Origin of the sequence: Micromonospora globbae, from assembly GCF_003610785.1 — a bacterium.
Lineage (GTDB): Bacteria > Actinomycetota > Actinomycetes > Mycobacteriales > Micromonosporaceae > Micromonospora > Micromonospora globbae.
Genome location: NZ_RAQQ01000016.1, coordinates 123677 through 147908 on the forward strand (window position 1 = coordinate 123677; position 24232 = coordinate 147908).

The 24232-nt window shown below is 74.2% G+C and carries 21 protein-coding genes, 1 tRNA gene and 1 pseudogene; 10 read left to right on the forward strand and 13 right to left on the reverse strand.

All coding sequences use genetic code 11. The annotated features are described in order from the left end of the window. Nucleotides 1–197: 197 nt before the first annotated feature. A complete protein-coding gene (locus D7I43_RS21620; RefSeq protein WP_120330359.1) occupies nt 198–542 on the forward strand; it encodes a hypothetical protein in 345 nt (114 codons plus the stop codon). Between the two features lie 70 nt (nt 543–612). On the opposite strand, the gene D7I43_RS21625 is transcribed toward D7I43_RS21620, so the two are convergent. After that, nucleotides 613–1266 carry a hypothetical protein gene (locus D7I43_RS21625; protein WP_120330360.1) on the reverse strand — a complete coding sequence of 218 codons (654 nt, stop codon included), beginning with the start codon at nt 1264–1266 and terminating at the stop codon, nt 613–615. Nucleotides 1267–1512: 246 nt separating this feature from the next. Between D7I43_RS21625 and D7I43_RS21630 the strand changes: the two genes are divergently transcribed. Further along, nucleotides 1513–2130 (forward strand): copper resistance CopC family protein, encoded by a 618-nt coding sequence (locus D7I43_RS21630; RefSeq protein WP_240033089.1) that lies wholly within the window; start codon nt 1513–1515, stop codon nt 2128–2130. A gap of 85 nt (nt 2131–2215) precedes the next feature. Here D7I43_RS21630 and gltX read toward each other — a convergent pair whose 3' ends face one another. From gltX to D7I43_RS21645, 3 genes are read right to left on the reverse strand one after another with little or no spacing between them, the layout of a single operon-like run. After that, entirely contained in the window at nt 2216–3625 is a 1410-nt protein-coding gene (gene gltX / locus D7I43_RS21635; protein ID WP_120330362.1) for a glutamate--tRNA ligase, read from the reverse strand. A 47-nt stretch (nt 3626–3672) separates the two neighbouring features. Continuing rightward, nucleotides 3673–4950 (reverse strand): MFS transporter, encoded by a 1278-nt coding sequence (locus D7I43_RS21640; protein ID WP_120330363.1) that lies wholly within the window; start codon nt 4948–4950, stop codon nt 3673–3675. Beyond that, entirely contained in the window at nt 4947–6296 is a 1350-nt protein-coding gene (locus tag D7I43_RS21645; RefSeq protein WP_120330364.1) for a GH1 family beta-glucosidase, read from the reverse strand. The genes D7I43_RS21640 and D7I43_RS21645 overlap by 4 nt, the downstream gene beginning before the upstream one ends. Nucleotides 6297–6483: 187 nt before the next feature. On the opposite strand from D7I43_RS21645, the gene D7I43_RS21650 reads away from it, so the two are divergent. Beyond that, entirely contained in the window at nt 6484–6930 is a 447-nt protein-coding gene (locus D7I43_RS21650; protein ID WP_120330365.1) for an SRPBCC family protein, read from the forward strand. Nucleotides 6931–7150: 220 nt separating this feature from the next. Here D7I43_RS21650 and aceE read toward each other — a convergent pair whose 3' ends face one another. Then, nucleotides 7151–9895 (reverse strand): pyruvate dehydrogenase (acetyl-transferring), homodimeric type, encoded by a 2745-nt coding sequence (aceE, locus tag D7I43_RS21655; RefSeq protein WP_120330366.1) that lies wholly within the window; start codon nt 9893–9895, stop codon nt 7151–7153. A 189-nt stretch (nt 9896–10084) separates the two neighbouring features. On the opposite strand from aceE, the gene D7I43_RS21660 reads away from it, so the two are divergent. Next, the gene (locus D7I43_RS21660) at nt 10085–10489 is read left to right on the forward strand and encodes a YjbQ family protein (protein ID WP_192902225.1); all 405 of its coding nucleotides are present in this window, start codon (nt 10085–10087) and stop codon (nt 10487–10489) included. A gap of 68 nt (nt 10490–10557) precedes the next feature. Here the strand turns inward: D7I43_RS21660 and D7I43_RS21665 are convergent, their stop codons facing one another. Then, entirely contained in the window at nt 10558–12213 is a 1656-nt protein-coding gene (locus D7I43_RS21665) for an alkaline phosphatase D family protein (protein WP_120330368.1), read from the reverse strand. A gap of 118 nt (nt 12214–12331) precedes the next feature. Continuing rightward, a complete protein-coding gene (locus D7I43_RS21670) occupies nt 12332–13111 on the reverse strand; it encodes an AraC family transcriptional regulator (protein WP_120330422.1) in 780 nt (259 codons plus the stop codon). 88 nt (nt 13112–13199) lie between these two features. Here D7I43_RS21670 and D7I43_RS21675 point away from each other — a divergent pair, with 88 nt between their 5' ends. The 6 genes and pseudogenes from D7I43_RS21675 (at nt 13200) to D7I43_RS21700 (ending at nt 19208) form a co-directional block, all read left to right on the forward strand. Further along, entirely contained in the window at nt 13200–14654 is a 1455-nt protein-coding gene (locus D7I43_RS21675) for an MFS transporter (protein ID WP_120330369.1), read from the forward strand. Between the two features lie 33 nt (nt 14655–14687). Next, nucleotides 14688–15167 (forward strand): MarR family winged helix-turn-helix transcriptional regulator, encoded by a 480-nt coding sequence (locus D7I43_RS21680; protein WP_120330370.1) that lies wholly within the window; start codon nt 14688–14690, stop codon nt 15165–15167. 306 nt (nt 15168–15473) lie between these two features. Continuing rightward, nucleotides 15474–17933 (forward strand): annotated as a pseudogene (locus D7I43_RS21685) (thiamine pyrophosphate-dependent enzyme); the annotation flags it as partial. Nucleotides 17934–18045: 112 nt separating this feature from the next. Then, a complete protein-coding gene (locus tag D7I43_RS21690; protein ID WP_120330372.1) occupies nt 18046–18483 on the forward strand; it encodes a DUF3052 domain-containing protein in 438 nt (145 codons plus the stop codon). Nucleotides 18484–18590: 107 nt separating this feature from the next. Then, nucleotides 18591–19055, forward strand: a complete 465-nt coding sequence (locus D7I43_RS21695; RefSeq protein WP_120330373.1) for a peroxiredoxin — start codon at nt 18591–18593, stop codon at nt 19053–19055. 81 nt (nt 19056–19136) lie between these two features. Beyond that, nucleotides 19137–19208: transfer RNA gene (locus D7I43_RS21700), tRNA-Val, on the forward strand. A 174-nt stretch (nt 19209–19382) separates the two neighbouring features. Here the strand turns inward: D7I43_RS21700 and D7I43_RS21705 are convergent. From D7I43_RS21705 to D7I43_RS21725, 6 genes are all read right to left on the reverse strand, one after another. After that, a complete protein-coding gene (locus D7I43_RS21705; protein WP_204985259.1) occupies nt 19383–20897 on the reverse strand; it encodes an FAD-dependent oxidoreductase in 1515 nt (504 codons plus the stop codon). Nucleotides 20898–20942: 45 nt separating this feature from the next. Next, nucleotides 20943–21089: a hypothetical protein gene (locus D7I43_RS32790; protein WP_158610132.1), complete on the reverse strand. Its 147-nt coding sequence runs from the start codon at nt 21087–21089 to the stop codon at nt 20943–20945. A 149-nt stretch (nt 21090–21238) separates the two neighbouring features. Further along, nucleotides 21239–21655 carry an arsenate reductase ArsC gene (locus tag D7I43_RS21710; RefSeq protein WP_120330375.1) on the reverse strand — a complete coding sequence of 139 codons (417 nt, stop codon included), beginning with the start codon at nt 21653–21655 and terminating at the stop codon, nt 21239–21241. Continuing rightward, entirely contained in the window at nt 21652–22404 is a 753-nt protein-coding gene (locus D7I43_RS21715; protein WP_120330376.1) for an aquaporin, read from the reverse strand. The genes D7I43_RS21710 and D7I43_RS21715 overlap by 4 nt, the downstream gene beginning before the upstream one ends. 58 nt (nt 22405–22462) lie before the next feature. After that, the gene (locus D7I43_RS21720; protein WP_120330377.1) at nt 22463–23146 is read right to left on the reverse strand and encodes an arsenate reductase/protein-tyrosine-phosphatase family protein; all 684 of its coding nucleotides are present in this window, start codon (nt 23144–23146) and stop codon (nt 22463–22465) included. Between the two features lie 99 nt (nt 23147–23245). After that, nucleotides 23246–24184: a helix-turn-helix domain-containing protein gene (locus tag D7I43_RS21725; protein ID WP_120330378.1), complete on the reverse strand. Its 939-nt coding sequence runs from the start codon at nt 24182–24184 to the stop codon at nt 23246–23248. Between the last annotated feature and the right edge of the window lie 48 nt (nt 24185–24232).

A 24232-nucleotide genomic window follows, 5' to 3' on the forward strand; every position in this document is an offset into this window, starting at 1 on the left:
CACACCGGCGGCCGGTCACCCTCCGCCCACGGGCGGAGGCTCCGCGCGGTGGGCTCCACCGAAGGAGGTACGCGCCGGAGCCGTCCCGCCGCGTGCCCGACCCGGGTACGCCTGCGCGGGCCGTCGGAGCCGGCCAGTACGGTGGCAGGGCACGTCGGCGGGAGCCGACGGGTGATGGCGAGTGTGAGGAGACCGGGATGGCGCAGGGGGAGGCCGAACACGGCTGCGCCCAGGGGGAGCCCTGCCGGCCGGGCCACAACGACCAGCAGGCGGCCGCGAAGCACCGTCGCCCGGTGGGCGGGCTGCCGTCGTTCCCGCCGGACCCGGCCGGGGGTTGGCCGGGGGAGCGGGTCGACGAGGACGCCCCGGTGCCGCGCCAGCGCGCCGGGGAGCCGGCCCTGCCGGTCGACGCGGAACCGGTCCGGTCCGGCTCGGCCTGCCGCAGCGACCTGCCGGGCTGGGCCGGTGCGCACCGGCACGGCGCGGTCCGGCCTCCGCACCGTGGCGGCCGCCGCGAACGCCCACCGGGCCGGTGGTGCTGACGCCCGGCCGCTGACGGTCAGTGGATCACCGCGGCCGGCGGCGGGTGGGTGTGCCGCCGGCGACCGACGGTCAGCGGGTGCGGCGGCGGACGAGCAGCGCGATCCCGGCCAGCCCCGACGTGATGACGAGCACCACGGCCACGTTGAGCAGCAGCAGCCGCTGAAGCTCGCCCAGCGCCTCGTCGATGTCCCGGGCCGGGTTCAGCGAGTCCTCCGGGATGACCCGCTCGCCGCCGCCGATGCCGCCGCCCACGGCGTCGTACTCGCGCTCCAGCGGCACGCCGGCGGTGCGCAGCGTCTCGGACATCGACAGCCGGCCGAGGAACCAGCCGGCCTTCGTCTTGCGGGAGTCCGGCTGCTTGGCGGGCCGGAAGATGCGCGGGCCGCCGACGGCCTTCGGGTACAGGTCGTACGTCTGCTTCGGCGTCTCGCCGGCCAGCACGACGATCGTGTACTTCGGACCCAGGTCGGCGGGCTTCGGCCCGCTGGCCGCGCCGGTGCGGCCGAGGAAGCTGACCTGGTCGATCACGGCGTTCACGTGCTGCGGCTGCGTGTCCGCGCGCAGTCGCAGCGGCTCCGACAGCCCGGCCCCGGTGATGTCCACGCCGGCCGGCGGCGGAGGCGGTTTCGGCGCGGCGTGCCCCGGGCCGGCGAGGCCGAGGGACAGCGCCCCCGCCACCGTGGCGGCCAGTACGGCGACCAGTCGTCTCACCCGTCGGACCATCGCCGCCTCCTCGCCCCGTTCGATGGATGGCTCTGTCGTGCCCGTGCCCCGTGCCCCTACCAGCGACGACGACCCGGCCGGTGCGCCGGGCGTCCACTGAAAGACTCCGTGGAACGTCTCGCGGTTGCAGCTCGTGGAACAGTAATTGGAACTATCTGCGATCTCGGCGCGACCAATTGAGCAGCCGTTGATCAGCGGGCGGATCGTACCTTTGCGGAGGGGTTCATGGGGTGCAGGGTCGCACGTGTGGCGCGCCTCGTGCTAGCCGTGTCCGGCGTGGCGCTCGGTGCGTCGTTGGCGCTGCCGGCGTCGCCGGCGGCCGCCCACAACTCGTTGACCGGCAGTGATCCCCGCGACGGGGCGCGGATCGCCACCGCCCCGGTCCGGATCGAACTGCGGTTCCTGTCCCGGCTGGACCCCGCCACGACCACCGTCACCGTGACCGGTCCGGACAATGTGGCCGCCGCGGGCGGGGAGCCGCGCTTCTCCGGCAGCCGGGTGAGCGTGCCGTTCAAGCCGGGGAAGGCCGGGCTCTACACCGTCGGCTACCGGGTGGCCTCCGGCGACGGGCACCCGGTGACCGGCGAGGTCCGCTTCACCCTCACCACCGGCACGCCGGCCGACCCGTCGGCGTCGGCGACCACCGGCGCGGCGCCGACGCCGTCGTCCCCGGCCGCCACGCCCACGAGCACGCCGCCACCGGCCACGGCCGGCCCGGACGCCGCCAGCCCGAGCGGCGCGGTGGTGCCCACCGCGGACGAACGCGACGAGGTCAGCGGCTGGCTGTGGGCGCTCGGCGCCCTGGTGCTGCTCGCCGCCCTGGCGGCCGGGCTCCTGCTCCGCCGCCGCGCCGCCCGCCGCTGAGCGCGCACGACCGGGCCGGCGGCGTAGGCAGGCCCGATCCGTGGACCGGCACCCGCCGGAGCGCCCGGCCCGGGCGGGCGAGCCGTCAGACGAGGCGGACGCGGGCGGCGCGCAGCCGGGTGAGCGTGCGCTCCCGGCCGAGCACCTGCAACGACTCGAACAGCGGCAGGCCCACCGTCCGGCCGGTGACCGCGACCCGGACCGGCGCCTGCGCCTTGCCGAGCTTGAGCCCGCGCTCGGCGCCGACCGCCTCCAGCGTCGACTTCAGCGACTCGGCGTCCCACGACTCCAGGGCGTCGAAGGCGGCGATGGCGGCGTCCAGCAGCTCCGCCGAGCCCTCCTTCATGGCCTTTGTCCAGGCCGCCTCGTCGATGAGCGGGTCGGCCAGGAACAGGAAGTCGACGTTCGGCACGATCTCGCTGAGCACCGCGATGCGGGTCTGGGCCAGCGGCGCCACCGCGGCGAACGCGGCCGGGTCGAACTCCTCCGGCTGCCACGGCGGCGGGGCGATCGTGTCGGTGCCGGTCAGCCACGGCTCGCACGCGGCGATGAACTCCTCGACCGGCAGCGCCCGGATGTACTCCCCGTTGAAGGCCCGCAGCTTCTTCTCGTCGAAGAACGCCGGCGAAGGGTTGACGTCCTCGAGCCGGTACTCCTCCTCGATGACCGACCACGGGACGATCTCCCGGTCGCCGGAGGGTGCCCACCCGAGCAGCATCAGGTAGTTGCGCATGGCGTCGGCGAGGTAGCCCTCGTCCCGGTACGCCTCGAGGGCGACCTTGTCCCGCCGCTTGGAGAGCTTCTGCCGCTTCTCGTTGACGACCACCGGCACGTGGGCCCAGACGGGCGGCTTGACGCCCAGGGCGTCCCAGAGCAGCTGCTGCTTCGGCGTGTTCGGCAGGTGCTCCTCGGCCCGGATCACGTGGGTGATCCCCATGGTCATGTCGTCGACCACGTTGGCCAGCAGGAACACCGGGGAGCCGTCGCCGCGGGCGATGACGAAGTCCTCGATCAGCTTGTTCTCGAAGGTCGGCTCGCCCCGGATGAGGTCGACCACCACGGTCTCGCCCTCGTCCGGCGTACGGAAGCGCAGCGCCCGGCCCTCGCCCGGGCCGAGACCCCGGTCGCGGCAGTAGCCGTCGTAGCCGGCGTACTGGGATCCGGTGCGGGCCTGCACGTCCTCCCGCGTGCAGTCGCAGTAGTACGCCCGGCCCGACTCGTAGAGCCGCTGCGCGGCGGCGCGGTGCTCGCCCGCGTACGACGACTGGAAGTACGGGCCCTCGTAGCTGCCCCGGGCGATGCCGATCCACTCCAGCGCGGAGAGGATGCCCTCGGTCCACTCGGGCTTGTTACGGGCCGCGTCGGTGTCCTCGATGCGGAGCACGAACACCCCGCCCTGCTGCTTGGCGAAGATCCAGTTCTGCAGGGCCGAGCGGGCGCCGCCGACGTGGAACATACCGGTCGGAGAGGGGGCGAAGCGTACACGTACCGTCACGCCTCCAGCCTACGGCGCGGCGCCAGCGTATTCGGCCAGGGGGCCGGTCAGGGGACCGAGCGGATCTTCACGACCAACGCGCTGCCGAGCAGGGTGACGGCGGCGGTCACCGCGTAGAGGGTCGGGTAACCGCCCAGGTGGACCACGATGGGCGCGGAGAGTGCCGGGCCGAGCACCTGGGGCGCCGAGTTCGCGATGTTGATCACGCCGAGATCCTTGGCCCGGTCGGTGGCGCGCGGCAGCACCTGGGTGATGAGGGCCGCGTCGACGGAGAGGTAGACCCCGTAGCCGGCGCCGAGCAGCACGGCGGCGACCACGGCCATCGGCCAGACCGGGGCGACGGCGAGCAGCGTGGCCGCCACCGCCATCACGAGCCCGGAGACGACCACGAAGACCTTCCGGCGGCCGGAACGGTCGGAGATGCGGCCGGCGACGACCGCCGTGAGCATCATGCCGAGCGTGTAGAGCAGGATCAGTACCAGCAGGGCGCCCTCCGGGTCGGCCACCCGCACGCCGTCGGTGAGGAAGTAGAGCAGGTAGAGGGTGCCCAGGGCGTTGCCCGTCTGCACGAGGAACCGGGTGAACCACGCCCACGCGAAGTCCGGGTGCCGGCGGGGGCTCACCCACATCGACGCGAGCAGGGCGCGCGGCCGCAGCGCCGGCCGGTGCGCCCGCGGCAGCGGATCGTCCGGGGTGAGCAGGGCGAACGGCAGTGCCAGCACGAGCACGGCGAGCGCGACCGCCCGGTAGCCGGCGGCGTTGCCGGTCACCACGGCGGTGACCAGCACCGCGCCGGCCACCAGCCCGAGCGCCTGCGGGATGCCCACCCAGCCGGAGACGCCGCCGCGCTGGGCCACCGGCACCCGGTCGGGGATCGCCGCCGTGAGGCTGGCCAGCATCGCGTTGAAGCAGACCTGCGCCGCGACCCAGGCGAGCGTCACGCCGAGCACGGTGCGCTGCTGGGCGAGCAGCACGAGGGCCGCCGCGCCGAGCACCGCCCCGCCCGCGGTCCAGACGTGCCGGCGGCCGAGTTCGCGGCCGGCCAGCCGCAGGCAGGTCCGGTCGGACAGCGCGCCCGCGAGCGGGTTGGCGACCACCGCGGCGAGCGCGCCGAGCCCGGTGACCACGGCCAGCATCTCCTCCTTGTCGCCCGGGGCGATGCCCTCGATCTGCTGCGGCAGCAGCACCTGGATGGGGGTGAAGAAGGCCATCCACACCCCGAGGTTCGCCGCGAAGACCAACGCGATCCAGCCGCGCCGGACCGGCGCCGTCGGCTCGGCGAGCGCCGCCGGCGGCGCGGCCGACGCCGGGTCGACGGTGGTCACCGCGCCGGCTCCCCGCGCGTGGCCGCGATCGTGTCGCGCAGCCAGGCGTACGAGGACTTCGGGGTGCGCGCCTGCGTGGCGTAGTCGACGTGCACCAGGCCGAAGCGCTTCGTGAAGCCCTCGGCCCACTCCCAGTTGTCCAGCAGGGACCAGACGAAGTAGCCGCGCACGTCGACGCCGTCGTCGAGCGCCGCCCGCACCGCGCGCAGGTGCCCGTCCAGGTACGCGATCCGTTCCGGGTCGTGCACCCGCCCGTCCGGTCCGGGCCGGTCGTCGTACGCGCAGCCGCTCTCGGTGATCTCGACGGGCGGCAGCGCGTCGCCGTACGTGCCGCGCAGCCAGCCGAGCAGCTCGCGCAACCCGTCCGGGGCCACCGGCCAGTCGAACGCGGTCCGCGGGTACCCCTCGACCGGCGCCAGTTCGAAGGGCAGCGGCGAGCCCTCCGCGGGCGCGCGTACGCCCGTGGGGTTGTAGTAGTTGACCCCGAGCACGTCGATCGGGGCGGCGATGGTCGCGAGGTCGCCGTCGCGGACCACGGACGGGTCGGCGAGCGTGCCGTCCGGGTAGCCGCGTCCGAGCAGCGGATCGGTGAAGAGCCGGTTGTGCAGCGCCTCGTACGCGGCGCCGGCCGCCCGGTCCGCGTCGGTGTCGCCGAGCACCCGCACCGGCGAGTAGTTGTTGGCGATGGCGACCGGGCCGGCGGTGCGGGCCCGCAGCGCGGCGACCGCCAGGCCGTGCCCGAGCAGTTGGTGGTGGGCCACCGGGAACGCGTCGAAGAGCAGTGTCCGGCCGGGCGCGTGCTCGCCCGTGCCGTAGCCGAGGCTCATGTGGACGAACGGTTCGTTCAGCGTGATCCACAGCTTCACGCGGTCGCCGAGCCGGGCGGCGACCAGGTCGGCGTACGCCGCGAAGCGCTCCGCGGCGTCGCGCGCCAGCCAGCCCCCGGCGTCCTCCAGCGGCTGCGGCAGGTCCCAGTGGTAGAGGGTGGCCACCGGGTCGACGCCGGCGGCGAGCAGGTCGTCCACGAGCCGGTCGTAGAAGTCGAGCCCGGCGGGGTTGGCCGGCCCGGTCCCGGCCGGCTGGATCCTCGGCCAGGCGACGGAGAAGCGGTACGCCGTCACGCCCAGCCCGGCCAGCAGCGCGACGTCCTCACGGTGGCGGTGGTAGTGGTCGCAGGCCACGTCGCCGGTGCTGCCGTCGGCGACGCGGCCGGGGGAGTGGGCGAAGGTGTCCCAGATGGACGTTCCCCGGCCGTCCTCGGCGACCGCCCCCTCGATCTGGTACGCGGAGGTCGAGACGCCCCAGCGGAAGCCGGCGGGGAACTGCGGCGGCGGTGCGGTCGGCATGGCGCCCTCCCGAACAACGTGAAACGTGCTCGGGACTCTAGGGTGCGGCCGGCGATTGCGCCATAGGCCGTCATGGCTGCCTGCGCAATGGTTTTCGGCGTGTCTTTTTCCAAACCCGTCCAGGTACGTCCAATTTTGCGCATAGAGTGCGGAATATCGCGGATGTCCTCACTGGAGGAAGACGGAAATGATCCTCGTGGAACGCAGTGCGCACGTGGCGGCGCCGGTGGAAGCGGTCTGGGACGTCGTGCAGCGGGCCGAGCAACTGCCGGCCTGGCTGGCGGGGGTCCGCGCGGCCGAGGTGCTCTCGGGAGAGGGCTTCGGGCGGCGGCAGCTGGTCCAGGCCGGGCGTGGCGCGGCGCACGAGGCCGAGGTGATCGCCTATCAGGAGCCGACCCTCATCGGGTGGCGCGAGCGCGCCAAGGGCGCCGGCGCCCGGGCGGAGGCGCGCACCGAGATCTACGTCCAACTCACTCCCGACGAGGAGGAGGGTGGCACGATCGTGCGGCTGATCGTCGTACGCTGGCCGGCCGGTCCGGTCAAGGCCGCCCTGCTCCGGCTCGGTCTGCGCCGGGTCGGCGCCGACCTGGAGGAGTCGTTGGCCCGGCTCACCGACCTGGCCGCCGTCGGCTGACCGGGCCCGTCCCAGGCGTCGCCCGCGATGGTGATGGTCCGGCGTCCCCGCCAGGGACGCCGGACCATCGTCGACTCCGGCACAGGTCGCCGGCGCGCGTCCGCGCGCGCCGCGTCCACGCTGACCGTCGCGTGAGCGCGCCCCCGGGACCCGGGTGACCCCGCGAGACGACGAAGGGGCCCGGCGCCACCGGCGCCGGGCCCCTCTCACGCCGAACGGGTCAGCTGTCGCCGCCGGTCTCGCCGACCGGGGCCGCGTTGACGTCGTCGATCGCGTACTTCTTGGCCGCCTCGGCCGGCACGTTGGCCGGCACCGCGCCGCGGAGCGCGAGCTGCCGCAGCGTGGCCACCACCACCGACTCGGCGTCGACGTGGAAGTGCCGGCGCAGCGCGTGCCGGGTGTCCGACAGGCCGAACCCGTCGGTGCCGAGCGAGGTGAAGTCCCCCGGTACCCAGCGGGAGATCAGGTCCGGTACCGCGCGCATGAAGTCGCTGACCGCGATCTTCGGCCCGTCGGCGTCGGCGAGCTTCCGCGTCACGTACGGCACCCGCTGCTCGGTGCCCGGGTTGAGCAGGTTGTACTCCTCGCACTGCACCGCGTCGCGGCGCAGCTCGGTCCACGAGGTCACCGACCAGACGTCGGCGGCGACCCCCCAGTCCTGGGCGAGGAGCTGCTGCGCCCGCAGGGCCCACTGCATCCCGGTGCCGGAGGCCAGCAGGTTGGCCCTGGGCGCGTCCCCGCCCACCGACGGCGCCGGCGCGTAGCGGTAGATGCCCTTGAGCAGGCCCTCCACGTCCACCCCGGCCGGCTCGGCGGGCTGCACGATCGGCTCGTTGTAGACCGTCAGGTAGTAGAAGACGTTCTCCTGGCCCTCGCCGTACATCCGGTGCAGGCCGTCCTCGACGATGTGCGCGATCTCGAACGCGAACGCCGGGTCGTACGCGACCACCGCCGGGTTCGTGGCGGCGATCAGGTGCGAGTGGCCGTCCTCGTGCTGAAGACCCTCACCGTTGAGCGTGGTCCGCCCGGCCGTGGCGCCGAGCAGGAAGCCCCGGGCCATCTGGTCGGCGGCCGCCCAGAGCCCGTCGGCGGTGCGCTGGAACCCGAACATCGAGTAGAAGATGTACATCGGGATCATCGGCTCGTCGTGCGTGGCGTACGACGAACCCGCCGCGGTGAACGAGGCGACCGATCCGGCCTCGTTGATGCCCTCGTGGAGGATCTGACCGACGGTCGCCTCCTTGTACGACAGGAACAGCTCCCGGTCCACCGATGTGTACCGCTGGCCGTGCGGCGAGTAGATCTTCGCCGTCGGGAAGAGCGAGTCCATGCCGAAGGTGCGGGCCTCGTCCGGGATGATCGGCACCCAGCGCTTGCCGAACTCCTTGTCCTTCATCAGGTCCTTGAGCAGACGGACGAAGGCCATGGTCGTGGCGACCTTCTGCTTGCCCGAGCCGCGCTTGACGTCGGCGAAGCGCTCCGGGCCGGGGATGGTCAGCTTCTTGGCGCTCGTGCGCCGCGTCGGCAGGTAGCCGCCGAGCTGCGCCCGCCGCTCCTTGAGGTACTGGATCTCGTCGGACTTCTCGCCCGGGTGGTAGTACGGCGGCAGGTACGGGTTCTCCTCCAGCGCCGAGTCCGGGATGTCGAGGAAGAGCCGGTCGCGGAAGGTCTTCAGGTCCTCCAGCGTCAGCTTCTTCATCTGGTGGGTGGCGTTGCGGGCCTCGAAGTGCGACCCGAGCGTCCAGCCCTTGATCGTCTTGGCGAGGATCACGGTCGGCTGGCCGGTGTGCTCCAGCGCCGCCTTGTAGGCCGCGTAGAGCTTCCGGTAGTCGTGGCCGCCCCGCTTGAGGTTCCAGATCTCGTCGTCGCTGAGGTGCTCGACCATCTTGCGGGTCCGCGGGTCGCGGCCGAAGAAGTGCTCCCGGACGTACGCGCCGGACTCCGCCTTGTAGGTCTGGTAGTCGCCGTCGGGCGTGGTGTTCATGAGGTTCACCAGCGCGCCGTCGGTGTCCGCGGCGAGCAGCGGATCCCACTCGCGGCCCCACACCACCTTGATGACGTTCCAGCCGGCGCCCCGGAAGAACGCCTCCAGCTCCTGGATCACCTTGCCGTTGCCGCGGACCGGGCCGTCCAACCGCTGGAGGTTGCAGTTGATCACGAAGGTGAGGTTGTCCAGCTCCTCGCGGGCGGCCACGCCGATCGCGCCGAGGGTCTCCGGCTCGTCCATCTCACCGTCGCCGAGGAACGCCCAGACGTGCTGGTCGGACGTGTCCTTGATGCCGCGGTGGTGCAGGTAGCGGTTGAACCGGGCCTGGTAGATCGCGTTCAGGCCACCGAGCCCCATGGAGACGGTCGGGAACTCCCAGAAGTCCGGCATGAGGCGCGGGTGCGGGTACGACGGCAGCCCGCCACCGGGGTGCGACAGCTCCTGCCGGAACCCGTCGAGCTGGTCCTCGGTGAGCCGCCCCTCGAGGAACGCGCGGGCGTACATGCCGGGGGACGCGTGGCCCTGGTAGAAGATGTGGTCCCCGCCACCGGGGTGGTTCTTGCCACGGAAGAAGTGGTTGAAACCCACCTCGTAGAGCGACGCCGAGCTGGCGAACGTGGAGATGTGCCCGCCGACGCCGATCTCGGGGCGCTGCGCCCGGTGCACGAGCATGGCGGCGTTCCACCGGATGTAGGCCCGGATCCGCCGCTCCACGTGCTCGTCACCCGGGAACCACGGCTCGCGCTCCGGCGGGATGGTGTTGATGTAGTCGGTGGTGGTCAGGGACGGCACCCCGACCTGGCGCTCCCGGGCCCGCTCCAGCAGGCGCAGCATGACGTAGCGGGCGCGCTTGGTTCCGCGCTCGTCGATGACCCCGTCGAGCGACTCGACCCATTCGCTGGTCTCTTCTGGGTCGATGTCCGGAAGCTGGCTCGGCAGGCCGGCGGTGATCACCGGGCGCTTGCGTTCCGTAGCCACAGGCGGTCCCTCGGTTGTGTGTGGGATAGGTCTCTAGCGCCATCCTGCCCCCTGGTGGCACCCGGCGTCACGCCTAGGTGCCCCGGACGCGACGCTCAACACAGGTACCCGCCGGTAACTTTGTGCGACGACCGCCCCCGGACGACGGTAGCGCCGGGCGCGGCGGGCCGCTGCGGCAGAATGCGCCGTATGCGTAGTGACGTGATCACCGTCCAGACCGGCTCCCGTCCCGCCGTGCGCGACATCACGGCCGAGGCGCAGAGCTTCGTGTCCGGCCAGGGCGACGGGCTGCTGCACGTCTTCGTGCCCCACGCCACCGCCGGCCTGGCGATCATCGAGACCGGCTCCGGCTCCGACGACGACCTGCTCACCGCGCTGGACGCGCTGCTGCCCGCCGACGACCGCTGGCGGCACCGGCACGGGTCGCGCGGGCACGGCCGGGACCACGTGCTGCCCGCCCTCCTCCCGCCGTACGCCACCCTGCCGGTGCTCGACGGCCGGCTCGCCCTCGGCACCTGGCAGTCGCTCTGCCTGGTCGACACCAACGGCGACAACCCCACCCGCCAGGTCCGCTTCTCCTTCCTCGCCGGCTGAGACCCGTCCCGCGACGTGGCCGGCCCGGGCCGGCCGGCCACGTCGTCGTGGGCGAGCGGTGACCCGCGTCAGGGACGCACGGTCTCCTGTTCCACCGTGCGGCGGCCCTCGTCAGCCGTGACCTGCGGTGCGGTGGTCCGGGCGGCCGAGGGCAGCGGGTTGTCGGCGGTCAGGTGCAGGCCGGGCACCCGGTCCTCGATCACGAACGTGGCCCGCGTGTGCGCCGGCGCGCCCGGCCGGCTCACGTACGGCAGCACGTCGAAGTCGGCCGCCAGCTGCTTCGGCGTGATGGTCGTGCGCACGTAGCCGCGCAGGTTGTTCTGGAACCGCAGGTGCGGGTTGAACGCCAGCCACGGGTGCGACCCGGACGGCGAGTCCGCGCCGTCCCCGCCCGAGGTGATCGAGGAGCACACCAGCTCGGTGCCGACGGTCCGGGACGTCGGGTCGGCGTAGTCCAGCTTGAGGTCGCTGGCCCAGTGGGCGTGCACGTCGCCGGTGAGCACCACCGGGTTGCGGACCCCGGCGGCCAGCCAGCCGCGGGTGATCCGGTCGCGGGAGGCGACGTAGCCGTCCCAGGCGTCCATGCTCGTCACGGTGAGCGGGCCGGAGTTGTTGTCCCGCTGCGCGAAGAAGACCTGCTGCCCGAGGATGTCCCAGCGGGCGTCGGAGCGGCGGAAGCCGTCCAGCAGCCAGGCCTCCTGCTCGGCGCCGGTGATCGACCGGTTCGGGTCGTACGCCGCCGCGCAGTCCTTGTAGCCGTCGCCGCAGGCCTGGTCGTCGCGGTACTGCCGGGTGTCGAGCATGTGGAACGTGGCCAGCCGGCCCCACCGCACCCGCCGGTAGAGCTGCATGTCGACGCCGCGCGGGATGGAGGTGCGGCGCAGCGGCATGTTCTCGTAGTAAGCCTGGAACGCCGCGGCCCGCCGGGCCGGGAAGTCCGGGTCCGGCGCCTCCGGCGTCTCACCGGCCCAGTTGTTCTCGACCTCGTGGTCGTCGAACACCACCACCCACGGCGCGACCGCGTGGGCGGCCTGGAGGTCGGCGTCGGTCTTGTACTGGGCGTGCCGCTGCCGGTAGTTCGCCAGCGTCCGGGTCTCCGGGCCCTCGTGGTCGCGCGGGTTGCCGCCCGGCGCGACGTACGCGCCCTTGACGTACTCGTACTGGTAGTCGCCGAGGTGCAGGATCAGCTCCGGCTCGGTCTCGGCGAGCCGCCGGTACGCGGTGAAGTAGCCGTGCTCGTACTGCGAGCAGGACACGAAGCCCATGGCGAGCGCGGCCGGCATCGTCCACGGCGCCGGGGCGGTGCGGGTGCGACCGACCGGCGAGACGTGCCGCTCGGCCCGGAACCGGTAGAAGTACTCCCGGCCGGGCAGCAGCCCGTCCAGCTCGACGTGGACGCTGTGCGCCGACTCCGGCCGGGCCACCGCCACCCCGCGCCGTACGACGTGCCGGAACCGCTCGTCGGCGGCCAGTTCCCACTCCACGGCGACGGGCCGGGTGGGCATCCCGCCGAGGCCGTCCTCGGCCAGCGGTTGCGGGGCCAGCCGGGTCCAGAGCACGAACCCGTCGTGGTCGGGGTCGCCGGAGGCCACCCCGAGGGTGAACGGGTAGGCCAGCCGGCGGCCGGTGGTGGTCGCGGCGGCCACGCCGGGCAGGGTGGTGAGGGCGCCGGCGGCGCCCGCCGCCGCGCCGGTCAGCAGGATGGTCCGTCGGGACAGTGACACGAAATCCTCCCCAGAGTCCGGTTGTGCCGACCGGGGAAGCGTCGCGACCACGGGTGACCGGAAGGTGGCCGACGGGCTCCCTGCCGTCGACTTCTGTCCGACAAGGACGCCGGGGCCGTCAGGCGGGCCGCAGCAGGCGGCGCAGTTCGCCCGGGGTGTGCCCGACGTGGGCGCGGACCGTCCGGGTCAGGTGCGCCTGGTCGGCGAAACCCAGCTCCGCCGCCACGGCGGCCGGGCCCGCTCCCGCCGCCAGCAGGTCCAGCGCCCGGCCCACGCGCAGCCGGTTGCGGTAGCGGGTCAGCGGCACCCCGAGCAGGGCCTGGAACGACCGGCTCAACCGGTACGGCGACACGCCCAGCGCGCGGGCCAGCGGGAGCAGGCCGCCCGCCTCCGGGCCGCCGTCGTGCAGCGCCGCGCGGGCCGCCTCGACCAGCCGGCGATCGCGATCCGGCGCGCCCGGCGCCGGGGCGGCGGCCACCCCGACCAGGCGGACCAGCCGCTCGGCGGCGGCGAAGTCCGGGTCGGGGCGGGCGGCCGCGGCCAGCAGCAGCCGGTGCGCCAGGTCGATCCGGGCGTCCAGGTGCACGACGGCCGGCGCCGGCCGCTGCGCGAACAGGTCCCGCCACAGCCGGGCCGACAGGTGTACGGAGGTGCACTCGTCACCGCCGGCGGGGTGGGCGAACCGCTGCTCCTCACCGGGCACCGCCAGGTAGCCGAGCGTCGGGTCGACGAACTCCGCGCCACCGCGACCGAGCCGGCGGAAGCCGCCGCGCCGGGGGAGCACCATCTCGTACGTCCGGCTCGGCTCGGGTGCCGACCAGCCGGTGTGGTCGTCGCGGCAGCTGACCGCCTGGACCCGGAAGTCCGGGTGGCGGGCGAGGATGACGGCCGTCCGCATGACCGCCAGCGTAGGCGGCGACGCGCCGCCGGGCCGGCCGCAAGGATCGTCAAGACCGGAGCGGCGGCGCGGCGGCAGGGTGGCGGCCATGAGCGAACCGAACCGGCGGGCGGCGCTGCTCGCCGTCGTACTGGCCGGCCAGGCGATGGCCTCCATGGACACGTCGATCGCGGCGGTGGCCGCCCCGGCCGTCCGGGCCGACCTGGCCGGGCCTCCAGCGCTGGCCCAGCTCGTGCTCGCCGCCTACACGCTCTCCTTCGCCGTGCTCGTGGTGACCGGCGCGCGGCTGGGCGCCCGCCACGGCTACGGGCGGGTCTTCCTCGTCGGCCTCGCCGGATTCACGGCCGCGTCGCTGGCGTGCGGCCTCGCCCCCGGCCCGTACGCCCTGGTGCTGGCCCGGATCGCGCAGGGCGCGGCCGGCGCGCTCATGGTGCCGCAGGTGCTCTCCCTCATCCAGTCGCGGCTCACCGGCGCGGCCCGGGCCCGCGCGCTCGGCGCGTACGCCATGGTGCTGGCCCTCGGCGTGGCCGCCGGGCAGGTGGCCGGCGGCCTGCTCGTGACCCTCGACCTCGCCGGGCTCACGTGGCGTACGGCGTTCCTCGTCAACGTGCCGGTCGGGCTGGTGCTGCTGCCGGTCGGCCGGCGGGTGCTGGCCGGCGGAGCGCCGGCCGCCCGGGAGCGGGAGCGGCTCGACCTGGCCGGCGTGGCGTTGCTGTCGGCGGCGATGCTGGCCCTCGTGCTGCCGCTGGTGCTCGGCCGGGACCTGGCCTGGCCGCTCGGGTGGCGGGTGGTGCCGGCCGCCGCGGGCGCCGCCGGGCTCGCCCTCTTCCTGCGGTACGAGGGGCGGCTGGCCCGGCGGGGCGGCGCACCCCTGCTCGACGTGACGGTGCTCGCCCGCCCGGGGGTGCCCACCGGGCTGCTGGCGGCCTGCGTCGTGATGGGGTGCTACGCCGGCTTCCTGTTCACCCTCACGCTGCGGCTCCAGGACGGCCTCGGGTTCAGCGCGCTGGCCGCCGGGCTGGCCTTCCTGCCGTACGCGGTCGGGTTCGCCCTCTGCGGCCTGGTCGTGCCGCGCCTGCCGGTGCGCCTGCGGGACGCGCTGCCGCTCGCCGGCCCCCCGGTGCTCGCGGCGGTGGTCGCGGGGACCGCGCTGCTCTGGTCGCACCGCTGGCCCGCCCTGCCCGGCGGCGCGCTGCTGCTGGTGGGCGGGGCGGCGCACGCGGCGTCGTTCAGCCCGCTGGTCACGCGCCTGGCCGCCACGGTGCCGGCGGCCTCCGCGGCCGCCCTCTCCGCGCTGGTCTCCACCGGCACGCTGCTGGCCTCGGTGCTCGGTGTGGCGGGCCTCGGCGGGCTCCACCTGAGCCTCCCGCTGGCGGTGGCGCCCGCCGCGACCGTCCTCGTGCTCCTCGCCGGCGCCGGCGCCGCCGCGGCCTCCCGCCGGGCGTCCCCGCCGGCCGGGATCCCACCGGCTGGCCGACCGTCGGTGCCGAGGCCGCCCGATCGTCCGGGCCGGTCGTCGCGGGCGGTCCGTCCGGGAAGGTGATCAACTCACTCTTTCCGCACGTAGACTCGACGCATGAGCCCGTACGCCCCACCGGCCGTCGAACCCCCGCCGGACGACCGCCCGGGGCTCGCGGGTGACGCCATACGCCGGCTCGTGCACGTCGCCTCCGCCATCCGCCACGAGCAGGACGTCGAGATCGCCGATCTGGGCCTCACCCCGGCCGTCGCCCGCGCGCTGCACGAGCTCGACCCGGACCGGCCGCTGCCGGCCCGCGACCTCGCGGAGCAGTTGCGGTGCGACCGGTCCAACGTGACGGCGCTCGTCGACAAGCTGGAGCAGGCCGGCCTGGTGCAGCGCCGGGTCGACCCCACCGACCGCCGGCAGAAGACCCTGGTGGTCACCGAGGCCGGTCGCCGGATGCGGCAGCGGGTCCACGAGGTGATGTCCGACTCCCGGCTGCTCGACCGGCTCACGACCGGCGAGCTGGCCGTGCTGCGCGAGCTGGTGTGGAAGGTCTCCGACGGCGGCCACCCGCAGGACTGCGGGGCGTAGGGGCACCGCCCGGGCGGTGTGTGTCCGGGTGGGCGTTGCGGGCGTGCGTCGGTAATGCTGTCGGACGTGACCACCCCGCACGATCTCGACGACCGGTTCCGGGAGACCCTCGCTGCCCTGGGCGCGCCGCGGCGACGCCGTGACCCGGCCGGCCCGGTCACCGACGGCGCGGCGCTGACCGGCGCGCAGGCCCTCGACCTCTTCGACGCGCAGGTCACCAGCCGGCAGCTGGACCTCGCGGCGCGGTGGCTGCGCAGCTTCGGCGAGGGCTTCTACACCATCGGCTCCGCCGGCCACGAGAGCAACGCCCTGGTGGCCGCCGTCCTGCGACCCACCGATCCGGCCCTGCTGCACTACCGCTCCGGCGCGTTCTACTGCGTCCGCTCGGCGCAGGCGGCCGGGTTCGTTCCCGGTGGCGGCGTCGCACCGGCCGGCGAGGCGGGGGGACCGGTCGCCGAGCGCGCCGCCGGACCGGTCGCCGAGCCTGTCGAGGGACCGGTTGCCCATGGCGCCGCCGGACCGGCCATCCAGGCGGAGGGAGCCGATCGGGCCGTCGCCCCGGCCGGTGACGGTGCCGAGGGGCCGGTCGCCGATGGTGCCGACGGGCCGGACGGTGATGGTGCCGAGGGGGTGGCCGTCCCGGACCGCGACGCCGCCCCGGCCACCCCGGGCGAGGACGCCCCGGTCCAGGCGACCCCCGACGGGCCGGGCCCGTCCGACGCCGGCGCCTCCGATGCCGCAGCCGCCGGCGCCTCCGACGACGCTTCCGACGACGTGGCCGTGGCGGTCCAGCGCCCCTGGCCGTACGCCGAGGCCGCCCGGGACGTCCTGCGCGGCGTGGTCGCATCGTCCCGCGAGCCGATCGCCGGGGGGCGGCACAAGGTCTTCGGCCACCCCGACCTGGCCGTCGTGCCGACCACCTCCACCATCGCCTCGCACCTGCCCCGGGCCGTCGGCATGGGGCTCGCCATCGAGGGGCGGCGCCGGCTGGAGACCCGCCGGGCCGGGGGTGGGGTGCGGCTCGGCGAGGGTGACCTGCCGGCCGCCCCCTGGCCGCCGGACTCGATCGTGGTCTGCTCGTTCGGCGACGCCTCGATCAACCACGCGAGCGCCACCGCCGCGCTCAACACGGCCGGCTGGTACGACCACACGGGCCTGCGCATCCCGGCGCTGTTCGTCTGCGAGGACAACGGCCTCGGCATCAGCGTCCGCTCGCCGCAGGGCTGGGTGGAGACGGCCCTGCGGTCCAGGCCGGGGATCCGCTACTTCGCCGCCGACGGCAGCGATCCGGCGCAGGCGTACGCGGTGGCCGGCGAGGCGGCCGAGTGGGTGCGCCGGCACCGCCGCCCGGCGGTGCTGCACCTGCGTACGGTCCGGCTGATGGGGCACGCGGGCGCGGACGCCGAGACGGCGTACCGCAGCCCCGCCGAGATCGGCGCGGACCTGGAGCGGGACCCGGTGGCCGCCACCGCCCGGCTGCTGGTCGAGGCGGGCGTGGCGAGCGGTGAGGAGCTGGTGGCCCGGTACGACGACATCGGCTGGCGGGTGCGCCAGGTGGCCGAGGAGGTCATCGGGGAGCCGAAGCTCGCCGACGCGGCCGAGGTGGTCGCGCCGCTGGCGCCCCGCCGGCCGGTACGCGTCGCCCGGGCGGTGGCCGAGGCGGGCGCCCGCGCGGCCGGTCCCGGTGCCGCGGCGCGGGCCGAGGCGTTCGGCGGCAAGCCGCCGGAGCTGGCCGGCCCGCTCACCCTGGCGCAGAGCATCAACGCCGCGCTCACCGACGGGATGCTCGACCACCCCGAGATGGCGGTGTTCGGCGAGGACGTGGCCGCCAAGGGCGGCGTGTACGGGGTGACGAAGGGGCTGCGGGACCGGTTCGGGCCGGCCCGGGTCTTCGACACGCTGCTCGACGAGACGTCGGTGCTCGGGCTCGGGCTGGGAGCCGGGCTGGCCGGGATGCTCCCGGTGCCGGAGATCCAGTACCTGGCGTACCTGCACAACGCCGAGGACCAGTTGCGCGGCGAGGCGGCCACGATGCGGTTCTTCTCGCAGGGGGCGTACCGGAACCCCATGGTGGTGCGCATCGCCGGCCTCGCGTACCAGGAGGGCTTCGGCGGGCACTTCCACAACGACAACTCGGTGGCCGTGCTCCGCGACGTTCCCGGCCTGGTCATCGCGGTGCCGGCGCGGCCGGACGACGCCGCGCCGATGCTGCGGACCTGCCTGGCCAGCGCCGCCGTGGACGGCAGCGTCTGCGTGTTCCTGGAGCCGATCGCGCTCTACCACACCCGCGACCTGTACGCCGACGGCGACGGCGAGTGGTCGGCCCCCTACGCCGAGCCGGGGGCGTGGGCGAGCGCCCACGTGCCGATCGGTCGCGCCCGGGTCTACGGGGTGGGCTCGGCCGAGGACCTCACGATCATCACCTTTGGTAACGGCGTACGCCTGTCGCTGCGGGCGGCGGCCGCGCTCGCCGACGAGGGCGTCGGCACCCGCGTGGTGGACCTGCGCTGGCTCGCGCCCCTGCCCGTGGCGGACATCATCCGGGAGGCGTCGGCGACCGGCCGGGTGCTGGTGGTGGACGAGACCCGCCGGTCCGGCGGGGTGGGCGAGGGCGTGATCGCCGCACTGGTCGATGCCGGATATGTCGGTGCGGCGCGGCGGGTTGCCGGAGTTGACTCGTTTGTACCATTAGGTCCGGCCGCGCGTCAGGTTCTGGTCTCGGAGGATGCCATTACCCAGGGTGCCCGTACGCTCCTGGCACGGTAAATTCCGTTCCACCCGGTGCGCCACTTGCGCGGGGGGCCACAACTGTGTGGACTTTGCCTGACGGCGTCGAGCAGGCGCCGCGAGCAGGGACGAGATGAGGAGGCACGCGACAGTGAGCGCGACCGCAGGTCAGGCCGCCGACGGGGTACGCAGCCTGGCGGACCGGTTCGGGATCGAACCGGGGATGGTCGTCATGGAGATGGGGTACGACGACGACGTCGACCACGACCTCCGCGACGCCCTGACTGACCGCTGTGGGGAGCTGGTCGAGGAGGACACCGACGAGGTGGTCGACGCGGTGCTGGTCTGGTACCGCGACGGCGACGGTGACCTCTTCGAACTCCTCGTCGACGCCCTCGGCCCGCTGGCCGACAACGGGGTCGTGTGGCTGCTGACGCCCAAGGCGGGGCGTGAGGGGCACGTGGAGCCCAGCGAGATCGCCGAGTCGGCCCCGACCGCCGGGCTCCAGCAGACCTCGACGGTCAACGCCGGCCGGGACTGGAGCGCGGCCCGCCTCGTCCTGCGCCGCGGGGCCAAGAGCAAGAAGTAGGCCGGCCGCCGCACCCGTCGTGGGCGGCAGCCGTCCGCTCGCCCAGCGGACGCCACCGCCGGGCGGGCACGGTGGCGCCGTCCCGACCCCCTTCGAGGAGTTTCCGCATGCCCATCGAGGTTGGCGCGCAGGCGCCGGACTTCGTGCTGAAGGACCAGAACAACCAGGAGGTCCGCCTCTCGGACTTCCGGGGCAGGCGGAACGTGCTGCTGGTGTTCTACCCGCTCGCCTTCACCGGCGTCTGCCAGGGCGAGCTGAGCGACATCCGGGACAACCTCGACGAGTACGCCAACGACCGCGTCCAGGTGCTCACGGTCAGCGTCGACTCGGTCTACAGCCACAAGGTGTGGGCCGACCGCGAGGGCTACCGGTTCCCGATGCTCGCCGACTTCTGGCCGCACGGCGCGGTCGCCCAGGCGTACGGCGTCTTCAACGAGGCCGCCGGTGTCGCGAACCGCGGCACGTTCGTGATCGACAAGGGCGGTGTCGTCCGGTACGCCGAGATGAACCTGCCGGGGGAGGCCCGCGACCAGCTGGCCTGGCGAAAGGCGCTCGCCGAGCTGGCCGACTGATCCCCACCGGGCACGCCGTGCCACCGGGCCGGCGGCCAGCAGGTAAGCTTGCCAGCCACCGGCCCGCCGCACGGGCGTTCCGGGCGCGTAGCTCAGTGGGAGAGCACTCGCCTTACAAGCGAGGGGTCGCAGGTTCGAAACCTGCCGCGCCCACAAAACCAGCCCTCACCTGCGGAAACGCCGCTGCCAGCCAGGACGTTCCGGTGCTTGGCCGCTCGCCGAGCACTCGCCTGTGCGATGCGGTCACGGCGGACCCCGGCGATCGCGCCGCGGGTCCTCTCCCCGGCGCTGCTCCGGGTCGGTGCGAGTGCCCCCGGGGTGTTGATCTCAGCCGCAGCAGTTGCCGCCGGCGGTGGGCAGGGTGACCAGCCGGAGACGTGAGCCGTCGGCGGTGGCCGGCGGGGCGTCGAACTGGTCGCCGGCGAGTGCGGCCAGTTGGAGAGCGACGCCCGGGTCGATGCCGAGCTCCTCCGCCGCGGCGCGGGTCGCGTCGGCGACGGATCCCGCGACGGGGAGGTGTCGCAGCGCGGAGGAGATGAGCTGGGCGGGCACCTCGGCGGGCAGGCCGAAGCGGGCGGCGGCCTCGTCGAACAGGGACTTGGCGCCGAGGGTAGCGCTGCACACCCCGGTCTCGGGAAGGTCGAGCTGGACGTCGCGGGCGGCGCTCCAGTCGCCGGCCAGGGCGGCAACGATCGAGCGGACCTGTTCGTAGCCGGTGGCCATGAGGAACGTCGGGGCGCGCCCGTAGCTCTTCATGCCGACCGCGTAGTAGCCGGGCTCCGGCTGGGTCAGCTCGTCGATCCCGTGTGGTCGGACCGTTCCGCAGGAGTGCTCGTTCGGGTCGATCAGCGGCGCCAGGGCACGCGTGCAGCCGAGCACCGGGTCCAGGTCGAGGCGTAGTTCGCTGGCGATGGTGTGGTCGGGGCGGAAGCCGGTGGCCGAGACGACGCGATCGGCGGTCACGGTGCGGCCGTCACCGGCGACCAGCTCCACGGTGCCGGCCCCGGGCCGTACGGCGGTGACGGCGAATCCCGTGAGCAGGGTGACCTGCCCGGTGCCGACGAGCAGCTTGAGACCCGTCCCGAGGGCGCCGCGGGCCGGCAGGGCGTCGGCCTCACCGCCGCCCAGGGCCCGGTCGATCGCGCTACCGCGCACCACCCAGGTGACCCGGGTGCCCGGTGCCTGCTCGACGAGTTGGGCGAGGGCGAGCAGCGTGTTGGCGGCGGAGTGGCCGGCACCCACCACGACGGTGTGCCGGCCGGCGTAGGCGTCGCGGTCGGTGCCCAGGACGTCGGGCAGGGCGTGGTCGACGAAGGCGGCGGCCTGGTCCTCACCGTGGGCGGGCAGGCCGTTCGCGCCCAACACGTTCGGCGTCCGCCAGGTGCCGGAGGCGTCGATGACGGCGCGCGCGAGGATCTCCTCGCCACCGGCGAGCCGGGCGACGAACGGCGCCTGCTCGCGGCCGGCGGTGCGGACCCGGTCGACGCCGACGCGGCCCAGCGCGGTGACCCGCGCGCCGTAGCGCACACGCGGGGCCAGGGCGGGCAGCTCCGTGAGCGGTCGAAGGTAGCCCTCGACCAGCTCGGCGCCCGTGGGAAGCTGCTCGTCGTCCGGGGCGGGCCAGCCGGCGGCGTCCAGCAGGCGGCGGGCGGCGGCGTCGACGTTGTAGCGCCAGGGGGAGAACAGCCGGATGTGGCCCCACTGGCCGACGGACGCGCCCGCCTGCTCGCCGGCCTCCACGACGGTGAAGGGCAGTCCGCGCTCGTGCAGGTGGGCGGCGGCGGCGAGGCCCACCGGCCCGGCGCCGATGACGAGTACGGGCAGCTCGTCGACGGAAGTCAGCTCGTCCATGGTCGATCTCTCTCCTCGCGGGCGACGTGTCACGGATCAGCGGATGAACGACGTGGCGGCGAGCACGCTCGTGCGGGCGCGCTCGCGTCGGGCGTCAGCGCGGCACTGGCTGGTGCAGACCTCGCCGCAGCGGTCGGAGAAGGAGACGGTGGGCCGGGAGGGCCGGCGCAGGCGGGCGAACACTCAGATCACCTCTGTCTAGACAGATATCTAACCAGGCACAAGCCTGCCCTCTGATTCGACAGACGTCAAGTTAGATGCACGTCGAGGCAGGAGGTGATCCCTGACACGCACAGCGGCGGAGAGTCGGCGCGGGCGGCGGGCGCCTCGCGTCAGTGGGCGCGGTCCGCGGGCAGGAGGTCGTCGACGAGGCGCTGCACCCGGTCGCGGATCTCGTCCCGGATCGGCCGTACCGCTTCGACGCTCTTGCCGGCCGGGTCGTCCAGCTTCCAGTCCTCGTACCGCCTGCCGGGGAAGACGGGGCAGGCGTCACCGCAGCCCATGGTGACGATGACGTCCGAGGATTTCGCCGTCTCGTACTCCAGCAGCTCCGGCCGCTGGTTGCCGATGTCGATGCCGACCTCGCGCATGGCCTCGACGGCGGCGGGATTGACCTGGTCGCCGGGTGCGGAGCCGGCGGAGCGGACCTCGACGGCGTCGCCGGCGAGGTGACGCAGCCAGCCGGCGGCCATCTGGGAGCGGCCGGCGTTGTGGACGCAGACGAACAGGACGCTGGGCTTGTCGCTCATGATGCGCCTTCCGGGTTGTCCAGGCAATGGGGACGGTCGGCGGGTACGACCACCTGGTCCGCGGCCTCGCCGGCGTCGGGGTAGAGCGCGGCGAGCAGGCTCGCGCCGGCGGCGAGGCCGACGAGCTGCGCCAGGACGAAGCCGGGCACCGAGCCGGGGGCGATGCCGGCGAAGGTGTCGGTGAACGCCCGGCCGATCGTGACGGCCGGGTTGGCGAACGACGTGGACGAGGTGAACCAGTAGGCAGCCCCGATGTAGGCGCCGACGGCGGCGGGCGCGACCAGGGCCCGGCCGGAACGGGCGAGGGCGAAGACCAGCAGGATCAGACCGGTGGTGGCGACGACCTCGCCGAGCCACAGGTGCCCCGCCGACCGGTCCGTGCGTGAGAGGTCCACAGCGGGAAGGTCGAACATCAGGTTCGCCAGCACCGACCCGGCGACCGCGCCCAGGACCTGGGCGGCGACGTATCCGCCCAGGTCGCGGAGGGTCAGGCCGGTGCCGGCGCGGCGGCCGAGGAGCCAGTCGGCGGCGGAGACGACGGGGTTGAGGTGGGCGCCGGAGACCGGGCCGAAGATCAGGATCAGCGCGCCGAGGGCGAACGCGGTGGCGACGGAGTTCGCCAGCAGTTGCAGACCGACGTCGCCGGGGGAGAGGGTCGCGGCCATGATGCCGGAGCCGACCACGGCGGTGACCAGCAGCGCGGTACCGGTGAACTCGGCCAGCAGGCGCCGCCGGAGTGCGACCCTCATCAGCTCGTCCTCTCCCGGTGCCCGAGAGGCCCCATGGCACCCACACGATCCGGGGCGCTCATCGGGCGCCTCCCACCGTGGCGGGAGCGAGGCGGTCGACGCGCTCGGCGAGGTCGGCGTAGGCCGCCTCGAACGCATCGTCGGTGCCGACGCGCACCGGGTCCGGCACGGACCAGTGCAGGCGGGGTCGGACCGGTCCGGTCAGTTCCTCGTGGGCGTTGTCGCAGACGGCGATGACGAGGTCGTCGTCGTGGACGACGTCCTCGACGTGGGCGGTGCCGGTCGGGTCGAGGTGGAGCCCGTGACGGCGGGCCACGGCGAGAGCGCGGGGATGGACCCGTGGGGCCGGCTTCGTTCCGGCCGAGGCGGCGTCGCCCCTCGTACGCCGTCGCCACAGCGCCGCGGCCAGTTGTGAGCGGGCGGAGTTGTGGGTGCAGACGAAGACCACCCGACCCGCGCGGGCCGGTGGCGGCGGCGTGAGGGTGGCCAGTGCGGCCGGCCGGAGGCGGAGGTAGGTGCGCCGCCGGTCGCCCTCGGACCGGCGGCGCAGGACGAGGCCGGCTTCGGTGAGCACCTTGACGTGGTGGGCGGCCAGGTTCGTCGGCATGTCGAGGGTCTGCGCGATCTCTCCCGGCGAGGCGTCGCCCAGGGTCAGCGCGTCCACGATCGCCAGGCGCGCGGGGTCGCCGAGCGCGGCGTGGATCCGGGCACGCGCGGCGAGGGGAGAAAGATCAGCCGTCATTGACTCAACTATCGTTGAGCTAACGTGACCTGTCAAACACGGCCGGTCGGGTCGCGGCTCCCACGCGTCGGCCGGCCGCCGGCCACGACCTGGCGAGGGTCAGGCGCTGCGGAAGGTGCGGCGGTAGGCGTCCGGGGGTACGCCGACCGTGCGGTTGAAGTGTCGGCGCAGCGTCGTGGCGGTCCCCATACCGGCCGCCTGCGCGATGGCGTCGATGCTGTCGTCGGTGTTCTCCAGCAGCTCCTGCGCCCGGCGGATCCGTTGGGTCGACAACCACTGCAGCGGTGTCGTGCCGGTCACCGACCTGAAGTGGCGGGCCAGGTTGCGCGAGCTCATGTTCGCCTGGCGGGCCAGGTCCTCCACGGTCAGCGGCCGGTCGAGCCGTTCCATGACCCAGGGGAACAGGTCGGCGAGGGGATGGTCGTCGCGGGCGGGCACCGGGGTGGAGACGAACTGGGCCTGGCCACCGGCGCGGTGCGGTGGCACCACCAGTCGGCGGGCGACGGCGTTGGCGACCGTCGAGCCGTGGTCGCGGCGGATCAGGTGCAGGCACAGGTCGAGCGCGGCGGCCTTGCCGGCCGACGCGAGGACGTTGCCGTTGTCGACGTAGAGCACGTCCGCGTCGACCGTCACCCGGGGATAGCGGGCGGCCAGCGCCTCGGTGTGGGCCCAGTGCGTGGTCGCGCGCAGCCCGTCCAGCACGCCGGCGGCGGCCAGCACGAACGCGCCGGTGCACAGCGAGACCATCCGGGCGCCCGCCTCGTGGGCCGCGCGGACGGCGTCGAGCAGGTCGGCGGGCACGTCCGCGTCGATGTCCTCGACGGACGGGACGATCACGGTGTCGGCGCGCGCGAGCCGGTCCAACCCGTCGTCGGGCTCGACGGCGAACCTGCCGACCCGGACCGGACCCGGGCCGCAGACCACGAGGTCGTACCAGGGGTCCGCCAGGCCGGAGGGGTCCCGGACGAAGACCTCGCAGGCCATGGCGAGCTCGAAGTGCAGCATCCCATCGGTGGCGGCGAGCGCGACAGTGGCCATGTCCGAAACTGTACGGGACATGGCGTTCCCGACACTGGCCCCGTCCTG